The following is an 18793-nucleotide window of genomic DNA, read 5'->3' on the forward strand; positions in this document are numbered from 1 at the left end:
CGCCCGCCGGCGGGCGGTCAGTGGCTGCTCGTGAGGTGGGGGGCGATGTCGGCCGCCGCCTCCGCGCCGTACGACTCCTCGACGCGGGCCACGAACTGCGCGGCCGTGAAGGAGTACTCCTGGGTCCCGACGGTCTCCACCACGTAGGCCGCGAGCACGCAGCCCACCTGGGCGGAGCGCTCCAGGCCCACTCCCCAGGTCATCGCGCCGAGGAAGCCGGCCCGGAACGCGTCGCCGACCCCCGTCGGCTCCAGCGCGGCGACGTTCTTCGCCGCCGGCAGCTCGATGGTCTCCTCGCCCTCGCACAGGATGCGTACGCCGTCGGCGCCGAGCGTGGTGACCTGGAAGCCCACCCGCGACAGGATCTCGTCCTGGCTCCAGCCCGTCTTGGACTCGATCATGTGCGACTCGTACTCGTTGGAGAACAGGATCGCGGCGCCGTCGATCAGCTTGCGGATCAGGTCGCCCTCGCCGAACGCGAGCTGCTGGCTCGGGTCGGCGATGAACGGGTAACCCCGCTCGCGGCACTCCTCGGTGTGGCTGAGCATGGCGTCGGGGTCGTCGGCCCCGATCAGGACGTACTCGGGGTCGCCCACCCGCTTCACGATCGGGGCGAGCTCGATCAGCCGGGCCTCGCTCATCGCACCGGGGTAGAACGACGCGAACTGCGCCATGGTGGAGTCGCTGGTGCACACGAACCGGGCCGTGTGGCGTGACTCGGAGATGTGCACCGAGTCGCAGTCGACGCCGTGCCGCTCCAGCCAGGACCGGTAGTCGGCGAAGTCCTCGCCGGCCGCCCCGACGAGCACCGGGCGCAGGCCCAGCCGGGCCAGCCCGAAGCACATGTTGGGCGCCACTCCCCCGCGCCGGATCTCGAGGTCCTCCACGAGGAAGGAGACCGAGAGCTTGTCCAGCTGCTCGACCACCAGGGAGTCGGCGAACTTGCCCCCGAAGGTCATCAGGTGGTCGGTGGCGATGGAGCCTGCGATGAGCAGTGACATGGAACGAAACACTACCCGCGGGTACCGCTTCGGGTACCCAGCGGTAGCCCCTAGCGTCGAAGCCATGACCCCTGCGAAGCCCTCGACCCGCCTGCCCTACGACGACGCCTCCACGCCCGCGGAGATGTCCGCCGACTGCCGCGCCACCGGGGACAACCTGCGGCTGCAGCGCGCGGCCGAGGCCGCCGTCTCCCGTCAGTCCCCCTCCCTCCACTTCGAGGACTACCCCCGCGAGGTAGAGAAGCGCGACATCGAGATCTCCGAGGCGGCCGCGCGGATCGCCAACGCGCTGCACCTGCACCTCGACTGAGCAAGCCTGGACAACGCGACAGCCCCCGGCCGGTCGGCCGGGGGCTGTTGCTCTGCTGCTGGATCGGTGGTTGCGGTCGCCCCTGGGCTCACCGGGTTTCGACACGCTCCGTCGCGACCTCGTTCCTCGGTCGCGGTCGCTGCTCAACCACCTTCAGTCAGGTCCGCTGGCGCGGCCCTGACTAGTGGAAGCTGTCGCCGCAGGCGCAGGAGCCCGTCGCGTTGGGGTTGTCGATCGTGAAGCCCTGCTTCTCGATCGAGTCGACGAAGTCGATCATCGCGCCGTTGAGGTAGGGCACGCTCATCCGGTCCACGACGACGGCCACGCCGTCGAAGTCCGTGACGACGTCCCCGTCGAGGCTGCGCTCGTCGAAGAAGAGCTGGTAGCGCAGACCGGAGCAACCGCCCGGCTGCACGGAGATCCGCAGGGAAAGGTCGTCGCGGCCCTCCTGCTCGAGGAGGCTCTTCACCTTGGCGGCGGCGACCGGGCTCAGGTTGATCTGGTCGGTGCGGCGCTCGGTGGTGGTCTCGACCTGCTCGGTCATGTCGCGTGCTCCCAAGTTGGCTAAGGGGTTGGTACTGGCTTCAATGGTCGCACACCGCCGGATATTCCACCTCCGTCAGCGGGCATCCGGGCGGGACCAGGTGCGGGCCACGCGCTCCGCCACGTCGGCCAGCGCACCCGCCGGGTCGGCGAAGGCACGCTCGCGGCCAACCATCTCGACCAGGGAGTACGCCGACTCCACGCCCAGGGCGCGCATCTCCCGCGCGCCGACCAGCACCTCGCCGGCGAGGGCCACGCACGGCCGCAGCGCGTCTCCCGCGATCTCCGCCACGCCGTAGGGCACCTTGCCCGCTCGGCTGGAGAAGTCGAAGGCGCCCTCCCCGGTGACGACGAGGTCGGCGGCCCGGGCACGCTCGGCCAGCCGGACGGCGTCGGCGACCAGGCCGATGCCCGGCTCGCGGGTCGCTCCCAGGGCCAGGAGGGCGAAGCCGAGGCCACCGGCGGCGCCCGCGCCCTTCTCCAGCGACGTGCGCCGGTCCACGGCGACGGCCAGCTGCTCCAGCCAGCCGTCGACGGTCGCCATGAGGTCGTCGGGCAGGCCCTTCTGGGGTCCGAAGACCTTGGTGGCGCCGAAGAGCCCCGTCAGCGGGTTGTCGACGTCGCTGGCCGCCACCAGGTGCACATCAGCCACCCGGGCCCGAGCCGGCGCCAGGTCCACCTGCCGGACGCCGTCGAGGCCGATCGCCCCGATGTCGAGCTGCGCGTCCGACGTCGCGCCCAGCGCCGCGAGGAGGCCGGCACCGCCGTCGTTGGTGCCGCTCCCGCCCAGGCCCACGACCACCGTCCGTGCCGAGGTGTCCAGGGCTGCCGCCACCAGCTCACCGACCCCGAGGGTGGTGGCCGCCTCGGCGCCCTCGGCCCCGGTCAGGTGGATGCCGCACGCCTGGGCGCTCTCGACGTACGCCGTGTCGCCGGAGAGCAGCACGGTGGCCGGCACCGGAGCGCCGAAGGGGCCAGTGACGGTCACCGCGAGCAGCTCACCGCCCAGGGCGGCGTGCAGGACGTCCACGAACCCGGGACCGCCGTCGGACATGGGCGCCAGGTCGAGCTCGTCGTCGGGCGCCTGGCGCCGCCAGCCGGCGGCGACCGCGTCCGCGGCCTCGACGGCCGTGAGCGTGCCGGCGAACTTGTCCGGGGCGACCAGGATGCGCATGCGGGGCATTGTCGCCCACGTCTACGGTTCCCCCGTGGACGAGTCGACACCCGACGTGGTCATCCGGCCGATGCGACCCGAGGACGTGCCCGCGGCCGAGCGGCTGAGCGCCGAGGGCTTCCACGAGCTCGACACCCGGATGTTCCGGCGTTCGTGGCCCGAGCCCGAGCTCCGCCCCGCCGACCGCGGCGCCACGTGGGTCGCCCGCACCCTGCACTTCCTGCACACGGATCCGGGTGGCTGTTGGGTCGCCGAGGACGAGTCGGGCCTGCTCGGCCTCGCCACGTCGTTCAACCGGGAGAAGCTGTGGTGCCTGGCGACGTACGCCGTGCGCCCGGGACTCCAGGGCCGGGGCCTGGGCAAGCCGTTGCTCGCGGCAGCGCTGCACCACGGCCGCGGTTCCCTGCGCGGGATGCTCTCGTCGTCCTCGGACCCGAAGGCCGTGCGCCGCTACCGGCTGGCGGGATTCTCGCTGCACCCGCAGATGTTCCTGACCGGGACCGTCGACCGGGCCGCGATCCCCGACCTCGGGAAGGTCCGCGAGGGCACGGCCGGCGACATCGACCTGATGGACTCGATCGACAGGCAGGCCCGCGGTGCCGCGCACGGCCCCGACCACGAGCTGATGCTGGCCTCCTGGCGGCTCCGGGTCTCGGACTCGACTACGGGCTCGGGCTACGCCTACACCGACCAGATGGGCGACGTGGCCCTCCTCGCGGCGACCAACCGGCGTACGGCGACCCGGCTGCTCTGGGCCGCCCTCGCCGACACGGAGGGCGAGGTGGGTATCCACCACGTCACGGCGGCCAACGAGTGGGCGATCGACGTCGGGATGGCGGCCCGCCTCGAGCTCCACCAGGAGGGGTACCTCGGCCTGCGCAACATGGCCCCGCCCACGCCGTACCTCCACAACGGCGCCCTGCTCTGACTTCACTAGACTCGTGCCATGACCACCGTCGACCTCCCGCTGCTGCCGCTCGGACCCGGCCGCGACCTGTCCGCCGAGCGCGGCGTCGAGTGCCCGGGTGACCTGCCCGCAGCCTCCGACCCGGACCTGGTGGCGCGCGCCCGCGCCGCCAAGGAGGCGCTCGGCGAGAAGGTGTTCGTGCTCGGCCACCACTACCAGCGCGACGAGGTCATCCAGTTCGCCGACGTGACCGGGGACTCCTTCAAGCTCGCCCGTGACGCCGCGGGCCGGCCGGAGGCCGAGTACATCGTGTTCTGCGGGGTGCACTTCATGGCGGAGTCGGCCGACATCCTCACCGGACCGACCCAGCAGGTGGTGCTGCCCGACCTCGCCGCGGGCTGCTCGATGGCCGACATGGCGCGGCTGGGCCAGGTCGAGGCCGCGTGGGACGCCCTGACCGAGGCCGGGATCGCCGACTCCGTCGTCCCGGTGACCTACATGAACTCCTCCGCGGACATCAAGGCCTTCTGCGGTCGCAACGGCGGCGCCGTCTGCACCTCCTCCAACGCCGAGGTCGCCCTGGAGTGGGCGTTCGAGCAGAAGCCGGACGCCAAGGTCCTCTTCCTCCCCGACCAGCACCTCGGCCGCAACACCGCCGTGCTGAAGATGGGGCTGACCCTCGAGGACTGCGTGGTGTGGGACCCGCGGCGGCCCGACGGCGGCCTCACGGCCGAGGAGCTCCGCAACGCCCGGATGATCCTGTGGAAGGGCCACTGCTCGGTGCACGGTCGCTTCTCCCCCGAGGTCGTCGACGAGCTGCGCACGACGATCCCGGGCGTGCAGATCCTGGTCCACCCCGAGTGCCAGCACGAGGTCGTGCTGAAGGCAGACCTGGTCGGGTCGACCGAGTTCATCATCAAGACCATCGAGGCCGCTCCGGCCGGCTCGAGCTGGGCGATCGGCACCGAGCTCAACCTGGTCAAGCGGCTGGCCGAGGCCCACCCGGACAAGCACATCTCGTTCCTGGACAAGACGGTCTGCTACTGCTCGACCATGAACCGGATCGACCTGCCCCACCTGGTGTGGGCGCTGGAGTCCCTGGTGGCCGGCACGGTGGTCAACCGGATCGAGGTCGACCCCGAGACCGAGCGCTGGGCCAAGGTCGCCCTGCAGCGGATGCTGGACCTGCCCGGCAGGTCCCACAAGGACTGACCCCGGGCGTCAGCCCGGCAGCTCGAACCACGCAGTGGTGCCGCCGCCGGGAGTCTCCTCGAGGCCGAGGCGTCCGCCGTGGGCCTCGACGGCACGACGTACGGTGGCGAGCCCGATGCCCGAGCCGGGCACCTTGGCGTGGACGCGGGTGAAGGGCTCGAAGACGCGCTCGCGGTCCTGCTCCGGCACCCCCAGCCCGTGGTCAGCCACCGTCACGCGCCATCTCCCGCCGAGCTCGACGGAGCCGACCTCTATCCGGGCCGGCTCCCCGGGCGGCGTGAACTTGGCGGAGTTGGCCACGAGGTTCTGCAGCACGGCGCGCAGCTGGACCGGGTCACCGACCAGGGTGGGGAGGTGCCCGACGGTCACCACGGCGCCGGTCAGGGCCGATGACAAGTCCTCGAGCACCTCGGCCATCGTCTTGTCGAGGTCGACCTCGACGCGGGACAGCTCGCCGCCCAGCCGGGCGTAGGCCAGCAGGTCGTCGATCAGCGACTGCATCCGGTCGGCGCCGTTGCGGGCGCGTCCGACCAGCCAGGCGATCTCCTCGGTGTCACCGGTCCCGGACTCGCCGAGCTGCTCCACGATCAGCCGCAGGGACATCGACAGCGCGGTGAGCGGGTTGCGCAGGTCGTGGCTCACCTGGCCCGCGAAGGCGGCGAGCTGCTCGTTGGAGCGCTCCAGCTCGGTGTGCAGGTCCTCCATCTCCTGGAGCGTGGCGCTCAGCTCGCGCGTGCGCAGCTCCAGCTCGAGCAGGTCCACCACCCGGTCGGCCAGCGCGACCAGTGCGTGCTCCTGGTCGGCGGTGAGCGTGCGCGGCTCCTCGTCGAAGACGCAGAGGGTCCCGATCACCACCCCGTCGGGGGTGACGAGCTGGTGGGTGGCGTAGAACCGGACCCGCCCGATGACGCCCGTCACGAAGGGGTTGTCACGGAACCGCTCGTCCTCGCGCGCATCCGGCACGATGACCGGGTGGCCGGCGTGCAGGACGAGGTTGCACATCGAGTCCTCGCGCGCGCACACCGCGGCGTCGAAGCCGACGGCGGCGACCTGCACCTGCTGGGTCTCGGTGATCAGGTTGATGGTGGCCATCGGCACGCCCGCCACCTGCGCCGCGACCTCGACCAGCGCCACCAGGTCCTGGCGCAGAGGCTCGAAGAGCACCCGGTAGCGGCCGATCTCGGCCACTCGTCGCGTGTCGGTGTCGGTGGTCGTGCTGGTCACCTGTCGAGCTCCCCGTTCCCGCAGCCGTGCCGGCTGCACCGACCGCGAGGATAGCGGGATCCCCTGGCCGCGTCGGGCTCACAGGCCGGGGGCGCCCCACAATGCCAGCCATCGGCTCAGGTCCTGCTCCATCGGCAGCTCGCCGGCGAGCGCGTCGCGCACCTGGATCTCGGTGAGGTTGTCGCGGGACTGCTGCCCCTTGGGCGCGAAGGGATAGAACGTCCCCTGCTTGTAGAGGTAGACGAGGCCGATCCGACGCCCGGCGGAATCCTGGAACGGCACGAGCGAGCAGAGCAACCCGGCGCCGAACCCCTGGCCCTCCAGGGAGGTGTTCACCGCGTGCAGGTCGGTGCAGAGCCCGGCGGTGTCGTCGGGGTCCCGGTGGGCCACCAGCCAGGTGAACCCGAAGTCGTCACTCGAGACGGTCACGTCGGGCGCCGTCGGGTCGTCGTTCAGGAGGCTGACGACCTCGTCCTGGGTCTGCCGGAACGCCGCCCCGGTGGCGGCGCGGAAGCAGACGGCACCCTCCCCCGTGGGCCTGAGGTCCAGCAAGGTCTGCAGGGTGACGGCGGCGCTGGGCACCAGGAAGAGCGAGTCGAGGTTGGCGGCCTTCGGACGGGTCCGGCCGGTGACGACGTCCCAGAACCCCATCAGCGACGACCGGTGCTCACGCGTCCGGCCGGCCGAGCTCGGCCTGGATCCGCGCGAGCTGCTCGAGCCGCTGCTCGAGCGACGGGTGGGTGGAGGTCAGGGTGCTGAGCGAGACCCCGCGGAGGGCCGGCGCGATGAAGAACGCGTTCATGGCCTGGCTGGCGCGCAGGTCCTGCTGCGGGATGGTGTTCATCTCGCCGGTGATCTTCTGCAGCGCCGAGGCCAGCGCGGCCGGCTTCATCGTCAGGTAGGCACCCGCCCGGTCGGCCGCCAGCTCCCGGTAGCGCGAGAGCAGCTTGAGCAGGAAGAAGCTGATGGCGTAGACGAGCAGGCTGACCACGAGGATCACCAGCCACACCGGGATCCCGTTGTTGTCGTTGCTGCGGCGTCCGCCGAACAGCCCCAGGCCGCCGTACTGCGCGCCGCGCGTCAGCATGCCCGCGGCGATGCCGGCGGAGGAGGCCACTGTCATCACCAGGACGTCGCGGTGCGCCACGTGGGAGAGCTCGTGCGCGAGCACGGCCTCGAGCTCCTCGGCGTCGAGCGTGCGCAGGATGCCGGTCGTCACGCAGACCACCGAGCGCTCGGGCGATCGGCCGGTGGCGAAGGCGTTCGGGATCGCCAGGTCGGCGACGCCCACGCGCGGCTTGGGCATGTCCGCGAGCGCGCACAGCCGGTCGATCATGCCGTGCAGCTCGGGAGCCTCCTGCGGGCTCACCTCACGGGCGCGCATCGCCCGCATGGCCAGCTTGTCGGAGGAGTACCACTGCCACCAGGCCACGCCGAGGCCGGCGACGCCGATCAGCAGCGACAGCCCGGGCGACCGCACCGCGAGCATCAGGCCCACGACGAGGCCGACGAAGAGCGCACCGAGGAGGAACATCACCAGCGTCATCCGCGTGGTGAGGCCCGCGTCCTTGATGAACCGGGAGTGCGCCATGCGACCAGTCAAGCAGGAGGAGCCAACCCGGGCCCTAGCCCGGGATCAGCCCCTCGTCGGAGAGCATCTCCCGGACCTCCTCGATGCTGGCGTCCGCCGGCGGGAGGATCAGGTCGGACTCGTCGAGGGAGTCCGCGGCGTGGGGCACGCCCGCGCTGCGGACACCCGAGAGCAGCTCCGCCAGGGCCGGGGCGAACGCCTGGTCGTCGCCCGCCTCGACGGCCGCCTCGACCGCTGAGTCCAGCTCGTTGAGGCGTGCCAGCGCATCGTCGGCGACGTCGTACTGCCCCTCGCCGAGGATCCGGATGATCATGCCGAGGCCCCGCCCTCGGTGGTGTTCGCCTCCGGCTCGGCCTTGAGGATGTCCCCGCCGTCCTCGGCCGGCTCGATCGCCTGTGGCTGGGACCCGGCCTTGAGCCGGGCCAGCTCGGCCTCGACGTCGGCCTGCGAGCTCATCGAGTCCAGCTCCCGGGCGATGTCGTCGCCGGAGTTGGTGGAGCTGACGTCTTCAAGCGCCCCGGAGGCGATCAGCTCGTCGATGGCGCCGGCCCGGGCCTGCATCTGCGCGGTCTTGTCCTCCGCGCGCTGGATGGCCATGCCGACGTCGCCCATCTCCTCGCCGATGCCCGACATCGCCTCGTTGATGCGGGTCTGCGCCTCGGCGGCGGTGTAGGTGGCCTTGATGGTCTCCTTGCGGGTGCGGAAGGACTCCACCTTCGCCTGGAGCCGCTGCTGGGCGAGGGTGAGCTTCTCCTCCTCGCCCTGGAGCTGCGCGTGCTGCGCCTTCAGGTCGGCGATCTGGCTGGTCAGGCCCGACTTGCGGGTGAGCGCCTCGCGGGCGAGGTCCTCACGACCCATGCTGATGGCCTTCTGCGCCTGGTCGCTCAGCTTGGCCGACTGCTGCTCGAGCTGGTTGACCTGCAGCTCCACGCGCTTGCGGCTCGTGGCGACGTCAGCGACGCCGCGGCGGACCTTCGAGAGCAGGTCGAGCTGGCGCTGGTAGCTGTAGTCGAGGGTCTCGCGTGGGTCCTCGGCGCGGTCGAGGGCCTTGTTGGCCTTCGACCGGAAGATCAGGCTGATGCGCTTCATGAGACTCATGGGGTGCGGTCCCTCTCGCAGCTGGTTCTCGGTGTGCGTCAACCCTAGGCGCAAACGCAAGGTCGCGCACGGAACGCCGGTAGGGTTGTCCCGACCCGATTCGCAGCTTCCGAGAAGGCCCACGCGTTGTTCCGTCGCAGCAAGACCGACACCCCCGACACCACCGCCGACCAGGCGCCCGCGAAGAACGGCGGGAAGGGTCGTCCCACCCCCTCGCGCCGTGAGGCAGAGGCGGCCGCCAAGGCCCGCGCCAAGGCCCCGCGGACCCGCAAGGAGCAGGCGCGTGCCCAGCGCGCCAACCGCGCCGAGTCCAGCCAGCAGGTGCGGGCCGCGATGAAGGCCGGTGACGAGCGGTACTACATGCCCCGCGACCAGGGACGCGTGCGCCGCTTCATCCGTGACTTCGTCGACAGCCGCTTCTCGTTCATCGAGCTGATGGTCCCGTTGCTGGTCGTGACGATGATCCTGGGCTACTCCGGCAACGCGCAGCTCGCCTCGATCGGCAACACGGTCCTGATGGGCACCATCCTGATCGTCATCGGCGACATGCTCTACCTGCGCTTCCGGCTGCGGCGCGAGCTCGCCCGCCGGTTCCCGAGGAGCCGCTCAAGGGCACGACGTACTACGCGGTCACCCGCGCACTGCAGATGAAGTTCATGCGCCAGCCGAAGGCGAAGGTCAAGATCGGGCAGAAGCTCCCCGAGCAGTACAAGTGAGACGAGGCCACCCCCGCGCGGGGGTGGCCTCGTTCGCTCGCCGGCGCCGGCTCAGAAGGCGCGGCGGGCCGGCGACTGGGTCTTGGCGGGGTCCCGCTCGACCACCGGGTCGAGCACCTCGTCGATCGCCTTCAGCGTGTCGGTGTCGAGCTTCACCCCGGCGGCCTTCACGTTCTGCGTGACCTGCTCGGGTCGACTGGCCCCGATGATCGCCGCGGAGACGTTGTCGTTCTGCAGCACCCAGGCGACGGCCAGCTCGGCCAGGCCGAGGCCGGCCTGCTCCGCGATCGGCTGGAGCTGCTGGACGCGCTCGAGCACGTCGTCCGACATCCAGCGCTTGATCATGTCCGCGCCGCCCTTGTCGTCGGTCGCGCGGGACCCGGCCGGCGGCTGCTCCCCCGGCTGGTACTTGCCGGTGAGCACGCCCTGGGCGATGGGCGACCAGACGATCTGGCCGATGCCGAGCTCCTCGCAGGTGGGCACCACCTCGGACTCGATCACCCGCCACAGCATGTTGTACTGCGGCTGGTTCGAGACCAGCGGGATGCGCAGCTCGCGGGCCAGCCCGTGCGCGGCCCGGATCTCCTCCGCGCGCCACTCGGAGACACCGATGTAGAGCGCCTTGCCCATCCGGACGACGTCGGCGAACGCCTCCATCGTCTCCTCGAGCGGGGTCTCGTAGTCGTAGCGGTGCGCCTGGTAGAGGTCCACGTAGTCGGTGCCCAGGCGCGACAGGGAGCCGTTGATCGACTCCAGGATGTGCTTGCGGGACAGCCCGTGGTCGTTGTGCTTGCCGGGGCCGGTCGGCCAGTAGACCTTGGTGAAGATCTCCAGTCCCTCGCGGCGCTCGCCGGCGAGGGCCTTGCCGAGGACGGTCTCGGCCTTCGTGTTCGCGTAGACGTCCGCCGTGTCGAACGTCGTTATGCCTTCCTCCAGCGCCTGGCGGACACACGCCGTGGCGGCGTCCTCCTCGACCTGGGAACCGTGGGTGAGCCAGTTGCCGTACGCGATGGCCGAGATCTTCAGGCCGCTCGCACCGAGGTTGCGGATTTCCATGACCTCGACCCTAGGCGGCTCGCCCAACCCCGCGGCCCGCTGCGCCGACCCGCTCCCCGGTGGTCGAGCGCCGCTGCAAGGATGACCGCATGAGCAGCCCGACAGCCGACGTGTCCGTGCGCGTGGCGTGGGCCGACGACGCCCCCGCTATCGCCGAGCTGCAGCTGCGTGCCTGGCAGGACCGGTACGCCGGCCTGGTGCCGACCGGGGCGCTGCCGACCGACGTCGAGGCGGCCGCCGCAGCCTGGCGGACCTCCCTGGCCGCACCCGGCGACGCCCGCAACCGGGTCATGGTCGCCCTGGAGCGCAACCGGGTCGTGGGCTTCGCCATCACCTCACCGGCCGGCGACCCCGACTGCGACCCGGTCGTCGACGCCGAGCTCTCCGAGTTCACCGTCGATCCGGGCGAGCGCGGGCTCGGCCACGGTTCGCGGCTCCTCCAGGCGGCCGTGGACACGATGCGCGCCGACCGCTTCACGCGGTCGGTGCTCTGGGCGGTCGCGACCGACGACGCGTTGCGGGGCTTCCTGACGGGCGCCGGCTGGGCCGCCGACGGCGCCCACCGGGAGCTGGAGCTCGAGGGCGACGGCGCCACCCGCCTGCGCGAGGTGCGCCTGCACACCGCGTTGGCCTGAACGGGCCGAGCCGCAAAACCTTCACCGAAGGACCCTTGATTTTCCCGTCAGGAGAGTGACGATGGAGGTCGGCCGGTCACCACGTCTGGTGCCCGGCCAGTCAGAACGGGGGACACTCACGTGTTCGGTCCACTTCCTCGGCTCCACCGGCTGCTGCTGGTCGCCACCGCACTCCTCGTCGGCGTCGGCTCCGGCGCCTGGATCGCCTGGTCCACCGCCATGCCCCTCGCCGCGTCTGCCGGCGCCGTGATCGGCGCCCTCGCCGGCCTCCTGCTCGCCTACGCCCTGGTCCACGACTTCCACGCCCGCGCGCGAGGCGCCCGGGTGGCACGTCGGCACTGAGCCCGTCCCCCGGCGACGGCGGCGGCTAGGGTCGCCGGGTGCCCGACGAGCCACTCCCCGGACCGAACGCGCGGCGATCGTCCGCGACAGCCTGGGGGTCGGCGTGGCCACCGGGGCGTACGGCGTGTCGTTCGGCGCGGTGTCGGTCGCGGCCGGACTGAGCGTCACCCAGACCTGCGCCCTCTCCCTGGTGATGTTCACCGGTGCGTCCCAGTTCGCCCTGGTCGGCGTGCTGGCCGCGGGTGGGGCACCGCTGTCCGGGGCCCTCACCGCACTGCTCCTCGGCACCCGCAACACCTTGTACGGCCTGCGCCTGGCCCCGCTGCTCGCCTGGAGGGGTGGCCGTCGGCTGCTGGCCGCGCACGTGCTCATCGACGAGTCCACGGCCATGTCGGTGACGCGGCCGAACACCGCCGCGGCACGCGTCGGCTTCCTCACCACCGGGATCTCGATCTTCGTCCTCTGGAACCTCGCCACGCTGATCGGAGCGGTCGCCGGCACCACGCTCGGCGATCCGCGCCACCTCGGGCTGGACGCCGCGGTCGGCGCCGCCTTCCTGGCCCTGCTGTGGCCCCGTCTCACCGACCTGCGGAACCGGCTCGTCGCGCTGGCAGCCGCTGCTGTCGCGCTCGGCATCGTCCCGGTGTCGCCCGCCGGCGTCCCGGTGCTCGCGGCCGCGGGCGTGGCGATCCTCGCCGGCGTGCTCACCCGCGGGGTCGACCCGACCGAGTTCCCGGAGGCCCCGCGGTGATCTGGACGGCGATCCTGCTCGGCGGGGTGGGCTGCTACCTGCTGAAGCTCGGCGGCCTGTCCATCCCGGCCCGGGTGCTCGAGCGGCCCGTGGTCGAGCGGGTGGCCGACCTGATCCCGGTGGCACTGCTGGCGGCCCTCGTGGCGGTCCAGGTCTTCGCCCACGGGCACTCGCTGGTGCTGGACGCCCGGGCGGCAGGGCTGGGCGTGGCCGTCCTGCTGCTGCTGGTGCGGGCGCCGTTCCTGGTCGTGGTCTTCGGGGCGGCGCTCACCGCCGCGCTGCTCCGTCTCTGACCGCGGGACCTCGCGACGCAGGGAGGCCCCGCACCGTTGCGGTGCGGGGCCTCCCTGTCGAGGATCGGGCGTCAGACCCCGGTGGCGCTGCTCACCCCACCGAGGACCCGGAGCACGTCGTCCGCCGACTGGGCGGCCTCGAGCTCCGCCACCTGGTTGCGGTCGACGAAGACCTTGGCGATCTTGCCGAGCAGGGCGAGGTGCTCGTTGCCGACGCCGGCGATGCCGACCACGAACTTCGCGTCCTTGCCGTTCCAGTCGATCGGGTCGGAGTAGCGGACGAAGGACATCGCCGTACGCCGGATCGACGTCTTGGCCTCGTTGGTGCCGTGCGGGATCGCCAGCAGGTTGCCCATGTGGGTGGACACCGACGTCTCCCGCTCGTGCATGGCGTCGATGTAGGCCTCGTCCACCGCGCCGCACTCGACGAGCAGCCGGCCGGCCTCGGTGATCGCCTCGTCCCGGGTCCTGGCCCGCCCCTGGAGCACGATCGACTCCGCGACGAGCACGCCCCCGACCCCGTCGTCGCCCGCAGCCGCGCCGGTGGGTCCGGCCGCGGCCGCGGCCGCCGCCGAGGACCCGTCCCCGTTGGTGGCGCGCAGCAGGTCGACGATCTCGTCGTAGCGGGGGCTGCCCATGAAGTTCTCCACCGACACGTGCAGCGCCGACGGCGTGCGCTGCTGCGCCCGCTCGGTGAGGTCCTGGTGAGTGACGACCATGTCGTGCTCGTCGGCCAGGTTGGCGATCGCCTTGTTGACCACCGTCACGTCGGCGAAGCCTGCCTCGTGGATCTTGCGCCGCAGCACCGTCGCCCCCATGGCGGAGGACCCCATGCCGGCGTCGCAGGCGAACACGATGTCGCGGATCGGGCCCTGGTGGTGCTCACCGAGCGCGTCGACGGCCAGCACGTCGGAGGCCAACGACTTCTTGCCCTTCATCGCCTCCATGGTGGCGGTCGCGTCGAGCAGGTCACCGTCCTCGGCCCGGTCGAGCTTGAGCAGCAGCGACCCCACGAGGAAGGAGACGGTGGCGGCCCCGAAGACGCCCACCGTGATCCCCAGGAAGTCGCCGCCCGGCGTCTGGGCGTAGACCGCGATGATCGAGCCGGGAGCCGCAGGGGCGCGCAGCCCGACGCCGAACAGCACCAGCAGGAAGACGCCGGTCATGCCGCCGGCCAGCGTGGCCAGGATCATCTTGGGCTTCATCAGGATGTACGGGAAGTAGATCTCGTGGATGCCGCCGAAGAACTGGATGATCAGCGCACCGGGAGCCGATGCCTTGGCCAGGCCCTTGCCGAAGAAGGTGTAGGCCAGCAGCAGGCCGGCGCCGGGGCCGGGGTTGGCCTCGAGCAGGAAGAGGACCGACTGGCCCTTGTCGGCGGCCTGCGAGATCCCGAGCGGCGTGAGCACGCCGTGGTTGATCGCGTTGTTGAGGAACAGCACCTTCGCCGGCTCGATGAAGATCGACGTCAGCGGGAGCAGGTTGTGGTCGACCAGGGTGTTGACCGCGTTGCCGAGCCACTCGGTGAACTGACGCAGCACCGGGGCGAGCACGAACATGCCGAGGATGGCCATGATCGCGGCGTAGATGCCGGCGGAGAAGTTGTTGACCAGCATCTCGAAGCCCGGCCTGATCCGGTGGCTCCACACGGCGTCGAGCCGCTTCATCCCCCACGCCGTGAGCGGACCCATGATCATGGCGCCGAGGAACATCGGGGACCCGGTCTTGTCACCGATGAAGATCGGGTCGCTGGTGGCCATGATGACGCCCATGACCGCGAACGCGCCGACCACGCCGCCGCGGACGTCGTACACGATCTTGCCGCCGGTGTAGGCGATCAGGATCGGCAGCAGGTAGGTGATGGCGGGGCCGACCATCGTGGCGATCTTCTCGTTCGGGGTCCACCCGTCCGGGATGAAGAAGGCGGTGATGAGACCCCAGGCGATGATCGCGCCGATGTTCGGCATGATCATGTTGGACAGGAACGTCCCGAACTTCTGCACGTGCACGCGCGCCGACCGGCGCGGCACCTCGCTCTGCGTGGCTGTGGCCATGCTCATTCCCTTCTCGGGGTCCAGCCGAGGCTGGCTGCTGCTCTTCCGGAGGGCGTGCCCTGATGTGACGCACGTCATGTTCAATCTGTGATTGCCTGTATATCTCTCCTCAAAACGGCGCGTCAACCCCATAAAGCAACATATTCACAACAGAACACAGAAATACGGGTGATAGCGTGGTGCCGCATCCGTCGATCGACCCAGGAGGAACCATGAAGGCCCTGCGCTTCTACGCCCCTGAGGACCTGCGCCTCGAGGACGTGCCCGAACCCGAGTGCGGACCGGGTGAGATCAAGCTGCGCGTCCGCAACTGCTCGACGTGCGGCACCGACGTCAAGATCCTCCACAACGGCCACCAGAACCTCACCCCGCCGCGCACCATCGGGCACGAGATCGCCGGTGAGGTCGTCGAGGTCGGTGCCGACGTCAACGCGACGTACGGCTCCGGCTGGCAGGTCGGCGACCGCGCCCAGGTCATCGCGGCCGTCCCGTGCGGCGACTGCTACGAGTGCGACAAGGGCTGGATGGCGGTCTGCCAGAACCAGACGTCGGTCGGCTACCAGTACGACGGCGGCTTCGCCGAGTACATGATCGTGCCGCAGCAGGTGCTCAAGGTCGACGGCCTGAACAAGATCCCCGACAACGTGGGGTACGACGAGGCGTCGGCGGCCGAACCGTTCGCGTGCGCGATCAACGCCCAGGAGCTGCTCGGCATCGAGGAGGGCGACACGGTCGTCGTGTTCGGCGCCGGCCCGATCGGCTGCATGCACATCCGGATCGCCCGCGGGGTGCACAAGGCAGGGAAGATCTACCTCGTCGACGTGAATTCCGAGCGCCTGAAGATGTCGGCCGACGCGGTCCAGCCCGACGAGACCATCAACGGCGCCGACGTCGACGTGGTCGAGCGGGTCATGGAGCTCACGGGCGGCCGCGGCGCAGACGTCATCATCACGGCCACCGCCGCCAACGTCACCCAGGAGCAGGCCATCTCGATGGCAGCCCGCAACGGCCGGATCTCCTTCTTCGGCGGGCTGCCGAAGACCAACCCCACCATCACCTGCGACTCCAACATCGTCCACTACCGCCAGCTCCACATCCACGGCGCCAACGGCTCGGCCCCGGAGCACAACAAGCGGGCGCTCGGGTACATCTCCAGCGGCCAGGTCCCGGTCAAGGACCTGATCACCGAGCACATCCCGCTCGAGCGCGTCCTCGACGCGTTCTCGATCGTCCAGAACGGTGAAGCCATCAAGGTCACCGTCGAGCCGTAGCGACGAAGTCGCGACGGCGTGGCGCCGGGCAGTCCCACACCACGAGGACGGACAGAGGGCCCGCACCGATCGCCGGTGCGGGCCCTCTCCCCCGTTCGGGGCGCGGTCAGCTGACGCTGACGGCGCTCCAGGCCGAGGCGACGGCGTTGTACTGCGTGCTGCCGGCGCCGTACAGGTCCTTGGCAGCGTTCAGCGTGGCGGTGCGCGCACCGGAGTAGTTGGTGCTCGACGTCATGTAGACCGTCAGCGCCCGGTACCAGATGTTCGCGGCCGCGTCGCGACCGATGCCGGTCACCGTCGAGCCGTTGCAGGTCGGGCTGTTGTAGGACACGCCGTTCAGGGTCTTCGCGCCCGAGCCCTCCGAGAGGAGGTAGAAGAAGTGGTTGCCGATGCCCGAGGAGTAGTGGACGTCGGCACTGCCCGCCGTCGCGCTCCAGCAGTTGAGCGAGGAGCCGTCGGAGGCCGGGTTGTCCATGCGGCGGAAGCCGAGGTGCTTCTTCAGGTCGAACTGCTCACCGATCAGGTAGTCGCCCGGGTCGCTGGCGTTGTTGGCGAAGAACTCCACCATCGTGCCGAAGATGTCCGAGGTGGCCTCGTTGAGGCCGCCGGACTCGCCCGAGTAGGTCAGGCCGGCGGTGTTCTCGGTGACGCCGTGGCTCATCTCGTGACCCGCGACGTCGAGCGAGACGAGCGGGCCGTAGCTGGTCCCGTCGCCGTCGCCGTAGGTCATCTTGGTGCCGTCCCAGAAGGCGTTGACGTAGCCGCTGCCGTAGTGGACCCGGTTGTAGGAGCCGGTGCCGTTGCCGAAGATGCCGTCACGGCCGTAGGTCTGCTTGTAGAAGTCCCACGTCTCGTTGCTGCCGTACTGCGCGTCGGCGCCGGCGGTGGCCCGGTTGGCGTTGGTGCCGTTGCCGAAGGTCGTCGTGGTGCTGGTGATCAGCGTGCCGCGGAGCAGCCGATGCCGAGGACCTGGCAGCCGTAGGAGTCCGACTTGTTGTTCATGTCGGTCGTGTAGGTGTTGCCGCGGATGCCCTGTTCTTCAGCTGGTAGGTCGAGCCGGACTGGGTCACGCTCAGCGGCACGGTGCCCGAGTACAGCGTCTGGCCCTGGCCGTCGACGGTCTCGATCTGCTGCTCGCGGCGGATGACCTGGCCGGTGCGGGCGTCGACGTACGTCGCCAGCCGGCTGGGGTCCGTCGTGCTGCGTGCCGACGGTGATGACTCCCACGCGAGGCGCGGGGTGGCGCCGGTCGCGTCGACGACCAGACGGTGGGACGAGGCCGCGGCACCCGTGATCGACCGGGTCGCGGCGGACGGGGCGAGCGCCTTCGTGGCCGCTGCGGCGGCGCTCACGGGTGGTCGAGAGGTCCAGGGGGCTGGCCAGCGTCTGGCTCACCCCGCGCCAGCCGGACTGCGCGCCGCGGTGCACCACGAGGTCGCCGCCGAGCACCGGGATGCCGTCGAGCGTCCGCTGCATGCGCACGTGGGTGGTGCCGTCGGCGTCGGTGATCGTGTCGGTGACCCGGAACGCCCTGTCCGTCGACAGCACGGCGGCAGCCGGGTGCTGCTGGAGGGCCGCGACCGCGGCGGCCGCCGTTCCCGGCGTTCGCGCCACCTGTCCGTTGGCGTGCCGGCCTGCGCCCCGATGGTGCCGGCGGCGAGCACCGCGATGGTGGCGAGCCCCAGAGTCCTGCGCATGTAGTTACCTCTCGTCGTACCCGAAGTTGACTGTCCCGGGCCCTGGCGGGCGGCGGGCCTGCAGAGCGTTGCAAAGGTCCAACGACGGAGGAACGCCACGTCACTTGCAGGTTCGTGCAGCGCACGAACCTGCAGGACGTGCAGCCGGTCAGGCGAGGTCGAGGAAGTTCTCCAGCCCGACGGTGAGCCCGGGTGGGTCCCGATCGCGCGCAGGCCGGTGAGGACGCCGGGGGTGAACGACGCGCGGTCCATCGAGTCGTGGCGGATCGTCAGCGTCTCCCCCACCCCACCGAGGATGACCCTGTGCGCCACCAGGCCGCGGATCCGCAGCCCGTGCACCCGGATGCCGGCGACGTGGCGCCGCGGGCTCCGTCGAGGGAGGTGCTCGTCGCGTCCGGCACCGGCGGGCAGCCCGCCTCCGCACGCGCGGCGCTGATGAGCTCGGCCGTACGCCGTGCGGTGCCCGAGGGAGCGTCCGCCTTGTCCGGGTGGTGCAGCTCGACGACCTCGACGACTCGTAGAACGGTGCCGCGAGGGCGGCGAAGCGCATCATCAGGATCGCGCCGATGGAGAAGTTCGGCGCGATCAGCACACGGTTCCCGCGGACCCCGCCAGCCAGCCTCGCAGGGTGTCGAGCCGGGCCTCGTCGAAACCGGTGGTGCCGACCACGGCGTGGATGCCGTGACCGATGCAGAACTCCAGGTTGCCCATCACCACGTCGGGGGTGAAGTCGAGGACGGCCTCCACGCCGGCGGCGACGAGGTCCTCGAGGGAGTCGTCGACGTCGACCCGTGCGACCAGCTCGAGGTCGTCGGTCTCCTCGACCGCCCGGCACACCTCCGAGCCCACCTTGCCGCGTGCGCCGAGCACGCCCACCTTCGTCACGTTCCGCTTCGAACCCACCCGGCAAACCTAGGC

General features: G+C 71.0%; 20 protein-coding genes and 2 pseudogenes. 9 read left to right on the forward strand and 13 right to left on the reverse strand.

Annotated features, from left to right (window positions below; genetic code table 11):
- Positions 1 to 17: 17 nt before the first annotated feature.
- A complete protein-coding gene (locus H0S67_RS15130) occupies positions 18 to 1001 on the reverse strand; it encodes a carbohydrate kinase family protein (protein WP_180933721.1) in 984 nt (327 codons plus the stop codon).
- Between the two features lie 64 nt (positions 1002 to 1065).
- Here H0S67_RS15130 and H0S67_RS15135 point away from each other — a divergent pair, with 64 nt between their 5' ends.
- Positions 1066 to 1311, forward strand: a complete 246-nt coding sequence (locus H0S67_RS15135; protein ID WP_180933722.1) for a hypothetical protein — start codon at positions 1066 to 1068, stop codon at positions 1309 to 1311.
- A 181-nt stretch (positions 1312 to 1492) separates the two neighbouring features.
- Here the strand turns inward: H0S67_RS15135 and erpA are convergent, their stop codons facing one another.
- Together erpA and H0S67_RS15145 are read right to left on the reverse strand one after the other, a co-directional pair.
- On the reverse strand, positions 1493 to 1855 hold the full coding sequence (gene erpA, locus H0S67_RS15140; RefSeq protein ID WP_180933723.1) for an iron-sulfur cluster insertion protein ErpA: 363 nt from the start codon (positions 1853 to 1855) through the stop codon (positions 1493 to 1495).
- A 75-nt stretch (positions 1856 to 1930) separates the two neighbouring features.
- Positions 1931 to 3028 (reverse strand): glycerate kinase family protein, encoded by a 1098-nt coding sequence (locus H0S67_RS15145; protein ID WP_180933724.1) that lies wholly within the window; start codon positions 3026 to 3028, stop codon positions 1931 to 1933.
- 34 nt (positions 3029 to 3062) lie between these two features.
- On the opposite strand from H0S67_RS15145, the gene H0S67_RS15150 reads away from it, so the two are divergent.
- Complete coding sequence (locus H0S67_RS15150) at positions 3063 to 3956, forward strand: GNAT family N-acetyltransferase (protein WP_246354771.1); 894 nt, start codon at positions 3063 to 3065, stop codon at positions 3954 to 3956.
- An 18-nt stretch (positions 3957 to 3974) separates the two neighbouring features.
- Positions 3975 to 5147: a quinolinate synthase NadA gene (gene nadA / locus H0S67_RS15155; protein ID WP_180933725.1), complete on the forward strand. Its 1173-nt coding sequence runs from the start codon at positions 3975 to 3977 to the stop codon at positions 5145 to 5147.
- Positions 5148 to 5156: 9 nt separating this feature from the next.
- Here nadA and H0S67_RS15160 read toward each other — a convergent pair whose 3' ends face one another.
- The 5 genes from H0S67_RS15160 to H0S67_RS15180 form a co-directional block, all read right to left on the reverse strand.
- Positions 5157 to 6371: a sensor histidine kinase gene (locus H0S67_RS15160; protein WP_180933726.1), complete on the reverse strand. Its 1215-nt coding sequence runs from the start codon at positions 6369 to 6371 to the stop codon at positions 5157 to 5159.
- Between the two features lie 78 nt (positions 6372 to 6449).
- Complete coding sequence (gene pspAB, locus H0S67_RS15165; protein ID WP_180933727.1) at positions 6450 to 7022, reverse strand: PspA-associated protein PspAB; 573 nt, start codon at positions 7020 to 7022, stop codon at positions 6450 to 6452.
- Positions 7023 to 7038: 16 nt separating this feature from the next.
- Entirely contained in the window at positions 7039 to 7962 is a 924-nt protein-coding gene (htpX, locus tag H0S67_RS15170; protein WP_180933728.1) for a zinc metalloprotease HtpX, read from the reverse strand.
- A gap of 34 nt (positions 7963 to 7996) precedes the next feature.
- On the reverse strand, positions 7997 to 8275 hold the full coding sequence (pspAA, locus tag H0S67_RS15175) for a PspA-associated protein PspAA (protein ID WP_180933729.1): 279 nt from the start codon (positions 8273 to 8275) through the stop codon (positions 7997 to 7999).
- Entirely contained in the window at positions 8272 to 9060 is a 789-nt protein-coding gene (locus H0S67_RS15180; protein ID WP_180933730.1) for a PspA/IM30 family protein, read from the reverse strand. Before H0S67_RS15180 ends, pspAA begins: the two co-directional genes overlap by 4 nt.
- A gap of 126 nt (positions 9061 to 9186) precedes the next feature.
- Here H0S67_RS15180 and H0S67_RS15185 point away from each other — a divergent pair.
- Positions 9187 to 9776, forward strand: a pseudogene (locus H0S67_RS15185) (DUF3043 domain-containing protein).
- Positions 9777 to 9827: 51 nt separating this feature from the next.
- Here the strand turns inward: H0S67_RS15185 and H0S67_RS15190 are convergent.
- Positions 9828 to 10832, reverse strand: coding sequence for an aldo/keto reductase family protein (locus H0S67_RS15190; RefSeq protein ID WP_180933731.1), 1005 nt, complete (start codon positions 10830 to 10832; stop codon positions 9828 to 9830).
- 89 nt (positions 10833 to 10921) lie between these two features.
- On the opposite strand from H0S67_RS15190, the gene H0S67_RS15195 reads away from it, so the two are divergent.
- From H0S67_RS15195 to H0S67_RS15210, 4 genes are all read left to right on the forward strand, one after another.
- Positions 10922 to 11467, forward strand: a complete 546-nt coding sequence (locus H0S67_RS15195) for a GNAT family N-acetyltransferase (protein WP_180933732.1) — start codon at positions 10922 to 10924, stop codon at positions 11465 to 11467.
- A gap of 120 nt (positions 11468 to 11587) precedes the next feature.
- Entirely contained in the window at positions 11588 to 11809 is a 222-nt protein-coding gene (locus H0S67_RS15200) for a hypothetical protein (protein WP_180933733.1), read from the forward strand.
- A 103-nt stretch (positions 11810 to 11912) separates the two neighbouring features.
- Complete coding sequence (locus tag H0S67_RS15205; protein ID WP_246354773.1) at positions 11913 to 12560, forward strand: AzlC family ABC transporter permease; 648 nt, start codon at positions 11913 to 11915, stop codon at positions 12558 to 12560.
- Positions 12557 to 12853 carry an AzlD domain-containing protein gene (locus H0S67_RS15210; RefSeq protein ID WP_180933734.1) on the forward strand — a complete coding sequence of 99 codons (297 nt, stop codon included), beginning with the start codon at positions 12557 to 12559 and terminating at the stop codon, positions 12851 to 12853. Before H0S67_RS15205 ends, H0S67_RS15210 begins: the two co-directional genes overlap by 4 nt.
- Before the next feature lie 71 nt (positions 12854 to 12924).
- Here the strand turns inward: H0S67_RS15210 and H0S67_RS15215 are convergent, their stop codons facing one another.
- Positions 12925 to 14907 carry a PTS mannitol transporter subunit IICBA gene (locus H0S67_RS15215; protein ID WP_180933735.1) on the reverse strand — a complete coding sequence of 661 codons (1983 nt, stop codon included), beginning with the start codon at positions 14905 to 14907 and terminating at the stop codon, positions 12925 to 12927.
- Between the two features lie 212 nt (positions 14908 to 15119).
- On the opposite strand from H0S67_RS15215, the gene H0S67_RS15220 reads away from it, so the two are divergent.
- Positions 15120 to 16178 carry a zinc-dependent dehydrogenase gene (locus tag H0S67_RS15220; protein WP_180933736.1) on the forward strand — a complete coding sequence of 353 codons (1059 nt, stop codon included), beginning with the start codon at positions 15120 to 15122 and terminating at the stop codon, positions 16176 to 16178.
- A 106-nt stretch (positions 16179 to 16284) separates the two neighbouring features.
- Here the strand turns inward: H0S67_RS15220 and H0S67_RS25520 are convergent, their stop codons facing one another.
- The 3 genes and pseudogenes from H0S67_RS25520 to dapB form a co-directional block, all read right to left on the reverse strand.
- Positions 16285 to 17154, reverse strand: a complete 870-nt coding sequence (locus H0S67_RS25520; protein ID WP_343050506.1) for a M4 family metallopeptidase — start codon at positions 17152 to 17154, stop codon at positions 16285 to 16287.
- Between the two features lie 22 nt (positions 17155 to 17176).
- Entirely contained in the window at positions 17177 to 17530 is a 354-nt protein-coding gene (locus tag H0S67_RS25525; protein ID WP_246355446.1) for a hypothetical protein, read from the reverse strand.
- A gap of 493 nt (positions 17531 to 18023) precedes the next feature.
- Positions 18024 to 18760: pseudogene (gene dapB, locus H0S67_RS15230) on the reverse strand (4-hydroxy-tetrahydrodipicolinate reductase).
- Positions 18761 to 18793: the final 33 nt, after the last annotated feature.

It is taken from the genome of Nocardioides ungokensis (assembly GCF_013466985.1).
Classification (GTDB): Bacteria; Actinomycetota; Actinomycetes; order Propionibacteriales; family Nocardioidaceae; genus Nocardioides; species Nocardioides ungokensis.